Raw genomic sequence first — 3,971 nt, forward strand, 5'->3', positions numbered from 1 at the left:
CGACGGACAGGTCAAGACGACCGCCTTCTATTACGACCCGGCAAAGGCCGTCGCGCTTCTCAAGAGCGAGAAGATGGTCGCCATCGCCAACGACGTGCAGGAGTTCAGCTTCACCCACGGACTTCTGGGCAACAAGGCGAAGGACAAGGGCTTTGTCGGCATCGAACTTCCCGGCGGCAAGATCGTCGGCGACAAGTCGAACGTGAAGCTGCGTGTCGACACGACCTATATGGAGCTCGCCGCCGCCGGCAAGCTCTGAGCTTTGTGCGCGTGGCCCCGTCCCTCTGCGTATCCGAGGGGCGGGGCTTTTTATGTTTTTGGGATGATTTTCCTGCACACGAAACAGGCATCCGCCCAAAATAGAGGCCGCCATCGACGCGCCATTACCTTATCGGCCCGACAAGTCGGGCGAAATCGCCTGCGGACGACTGGCCCGCAGCTTGCAACTTCGAGAATTGGCAGCGGCTAGGGTTCCGGCTTCCACCTTTGGGTGGGGGTGCTGGTCCGAGAGCCGCAACCCGGTCGGTGAACAGCGGCCGGGTACACGGCGGGACAAAAGCCCGGGAGACGGACGTAATGCGAGGGTTGGCATTACACACCGCCGTGTTCACGCCAATCCTCCGAGCTGCACGCGACCTCGAAAGGTCTGGAGGACCGGTTTTATGCGTCGTCTCATCAATCAGAAGCCCGACGTGCTCTCGCGGCTGCTTCTTGCCGCGCTTCCCTTCTTTCTGGTGTTCGTCGCCTATGCGCTCGCCTCGCAGGCGCGGCTTGCGGCCAATCCCGACGACAAACTCCTACCCGGCTGGGCGACATTCATGGAGGCGATCAACCGCGTCGCCTTCGTGCCCGATCTCAGGGCGGGGGACTATCTGCTGCTCCTCGACACGACGGTCAGCCTCGAGCGGCTCGCCATTGGCGTCGGCATCGCGACGCTGATCGGCTTCGTCGTCGGCGTGTTGCAGGGTCTCATTCCCTATATCCGCGCGACGCTTACCAACTTCACCAGCGTCGTCTCGATGATCCCGGCGCTCGCCATCCTGCCGATTCTCTTCATCACCTTCGGCCTCGGCGAGACCGCGAAGATCGTTCTGATCGTCGTCGGCATCGTGCCTTTCATCATCCGCGACCTTGCGCAGCGGGTCGAAGAACTGCCGCATGAGCAGATCATCAAGGCGCAGACACTCGGCGCCTCGACATGGCAGATCGCCACGCGCGTCGTCGTTCCGCAGGTTCTGCCGCGACTGATCGATTCCGTCCGTCTCTCGCTCGGGCCGGCCTGGCTCTATCTCATCGCGGCGGAAGCCATCGCCGCCGAATCCGGTCTCGGCTACCGCATCTTCCTGATGCGGCGCTATCTCTCGATGGACGTGATCCTGCCTTACGTCGCCTGGATCACCCTGTTGGCGTTCCTGCTCGATTTCCTGTTGCGTGCGCTCCGGCGGATCGCGTTCCGCTGGATGTATCGCGGCCATATGTAGGAGTGAGGACATGACCCGCGTTACAGTCGAAAACGTCTGGAAGACCTACGGCCGGCAGACCGTGCTCGAACGCATCTCCTTCGAGACGGAAGCTCAATCCTTCATCTCGCTCGTCGGTCCCTCAGGCTGCGGCAAGTCGACCTTCCTGCGCATGCTACTCGGCGACGAGGCGCCGACGAAAGGCCGCATCCTCGTCGACGGTGTTCAGCTACAGGCCGAGCCGTCGCCCGATCGCGGTGTCGTCTTTCAGAAATATTCCGTCTTCCCGCATCTGACGGCGTTGCAGAACGTCATGCTCGGTCTCGAACTCGCGCAGAGCCCGATCGTCGGCCACCTCTTCGGCAAGCGACGCCGCGCGGCGCGCGACGCCTCGCGGGCCATGCTGAAATCGGTCGGACTCGAAGCGGCGGAGAACAAGTACCCGGCCGAGCTTTCGGGCGGCATGCAGCAGCGCCTCGCGATCGCCCAGGCGCTCGTGAAGCGGCCGAAGCTGTTGCTGCTCGATGAACCCTTCGGCGCGCTTGATCCCGGCATTCGGGCCGAGGTCCACGAAATCCTTCTCACGCTCTGGCGCGAGACGGGCATGACGATCTTCATGGTGACGCACGATCTTTCCGAGGCCTTCAAGCTCGGGACGCGCGTCATCGCCTTCGACCGCCGCAAGACGCGACCGGAAGAACTCGAAGCCTATGGCGCGACGATCACCTTCGATCTGCCGGTGATGCGGAAGATTCCACCGCCGGACGCGCCACCACCACCGGCGGGCGCCGGGGAGCCCGAAGCGGCAAAGCCCAGGATTGCCATCGCCGGCTGATCCGCAACGCCGCCGGGACGACCCGGCGGTCATGAGCAAGGTGCCTGGACGGCCAGGCTTTTCGGCGATCCCCGACGGGACGCCGACGGAAGCAGGAGACCGAGATGGCCGATACATCTCAGACACCCGACCGCTATGCGACCCAGCGTGCGCGCTACAAGGAGCTTTTCGCCCGCAGCAAGGCGCGGCGTCGCGATTTCAGCGAGGCGAAGGGCAACCCCAAGACACTCTCCGCCGATCTTGTGCTGAAGCGCGAGACGCTGCCCGCCGGCTGGGGCTGGTCGGGTCTCGTCAAACGCGGCACCACGCTCCGGATCGTCAACGCCTCGTCGACGCAGGGCGTGTCGCTGTTGCTCTATCGCGCCGCCGATCCGACCGAACGCTTCAATGCGGGCGATACGGTCAAGCTTCAGTGGAGCGCGAGCCTGCATAAGGGCAAGCTTCTTTATTCCGATATGGGCCGCGTGCTGGCGTCCATCACCGACGACACCTTCGGCCGGCACGATGCGATCGCGGGCGGCTCGACCGCCGTCACCAATGCCGAGAAATATGCCGACCCGACGCTTCGCAACACGCGGGACAATTTCATCTTGCTGGCGGCAAAGCACGGACTTTCCAAGGCCGATATTCCGCCCTGCCTGACGCTTTTTGCGCCTGTGGGTGTCGACGCCGCCGGCAAGCTGATCTGGCAGGACGAAAAACCTGCCGCAGGCGACTATGTCGATCTCCGCGCCGAAATGGACATTCTCGTCTTCCTCTCGAATTGCCCGCATCCGCTCGCGCCTGGCGCCTATGCGCCCGAACCCATTGAGCTCGTGTTCTGGAAATCGCCGGCCCCCGCCGCCGACGATTTCTGCCGCACCGCTTCGGAAGAAGCGATCCGCGGCTTTGACAACACAGATGCGATTTCGGAGTAAGGCCCATGAGCACCAACCGCGAACCCAATGCCGTCGCTTACGACGCTATCGTTCCCGCCAACAAGCCCTGGTCGCATGTCGTCAAGAAGGGACAGCTTCTGCGAATCATCGATCTGGAGGGCTGTCAGGCCGTCGACACGCTCTTCTACAACGCGACCGACCCGCTGGAGCGCTATAGCGCGCAGGACACGATCCGCGCCCAAGGCGCGCCTTACATCACCACGGGCACGAAGCTCCTCTCGACCGAGGGCAATGTCATGCTCACCGTGGTCGCAGATACCTGCGGCGCCCACGACACGTCGGCCGGCGCCTGCAGCGCGGAAGCCAATACCGTGCGCTTCGGCCACGACACGAAATACATGCATAGCTGCCGCGACAATTTCGTGCTGGAACTCGCCAAGCACGGGCTCACCAAGCGCGATCTCGTGAGCAACATCAATTTCTTCATGAACGTGCCGATCGAGCCGGATGGAACGCTCGCCATCGTCGATGGCGTGTCGAAGCCGGGCGACTATGTCGAGTTGCGTGCGGAGATGGACGTGCTTTGCGTCATCTCGAACTGCCCGCAGGTCAACAATCCCTGCAACGACTTCAATCCAACGCCCATTCGCACGCTCATCTGGAACGGCTGACGTTCCGGGAGGAAACAATGTTCAAGAAAGTCCTGGTTGCGAATCGCGGCGAGATCGCCTGCCGCGTCATTCGCACGCTCCGGCGCATGGGCGTCGCTTCCGTCGCCGTCTATTCGGAGGCCGACCG

The 3,971-nt window shown here is 63.0% G+C and carries 5 protein-coding genes, 1 pseudogene and 1 riboswitch; all 6 genes and pseudogenes read left to right on the forward strand.

The genetic code is table 11. From position 1 onward, the window contains the following. Window positions 1–259: pseudogene (locus tag VMR03_RS03885) on the forward strand (lipid kinase); the annotation flags it as partial. A gap of 195 nt (window positions 260–454) precedes the next feature. Further along, window positions 455–569: riboswitch (guanidine-I (ykkC/yxkD leader) on the forward strand. A 93-nt stretch (window positions 570–662) separates the two neighbouring features. Next, complete coding sequence (locus VMR03_RS03890) at window positions 663–1,481, forward strand: ABC transporter permease (protein WP_325402478.1); 819 nt, start codon at window positions 663–665, stop codon at window positions 1,479–1,481. Window positions 1,482–1,491: 10 nt separating this feature from the next. Continuing rightward, window positions 1,492–2,295 carry an ABC transporter ATP-binding protein gene (locus VMR03_RS03895; protein ID WP_325402480.1) on the forward strand — a complete coding sequence of 268 codons (804 nt, stop codon included), beginning with the start codon at window positions 1,492–1,494 and terminating at the stop codon, window positions 2,293–2,295. A gap of 104 nt (window positions 2,296–2,399) precedes the next feature. Then, the gene (locus VMR03_RS03900) at window positions 2,400–3,212 is read left to right on the forward strand and encodes an urea amidolyase associated protein UAAP1 (RefSeq protein WP_325402482.1); all 813 of its coding nucleotides are present in this window, start codon (window positions 2,400–2,402) and stop codon (window positions 3,210–3,212) included. 5 nt (window positions 3,213–3,217) lie between these two features. Then, window positions 3,218–3,844, forward strand: coding sequence for an urea amidolyase associated protein UAAP2 (locus tag VMR03_RS03905; protein WP_325402484.1), 627 nt, complete (start codon window positions 3,218–3,220; stop codon window positions 3,842–3,844). 17 nt (window positions 3,845–3,861) lie between these two features. After that, window positions 3,862–3,971, forward strand: a 110-nt coding sequence (locus VMR03_RS03910; protein WP_325402486.1) for a biotin carboxylase N-terminal domain-containing protein, incomplete at its 3' end; no start/stop codon positions are given.

Source organism: Parvibaculum sp. (assembly GCF_035511255.1).
In the GTDB taxonomy this organism is placed as follows: domain Bacteria; phylum Pseudomonadota; class Alphaproteobacteria; order Parvibaculales; family Parvibaculaceae; genus Parvibaculum.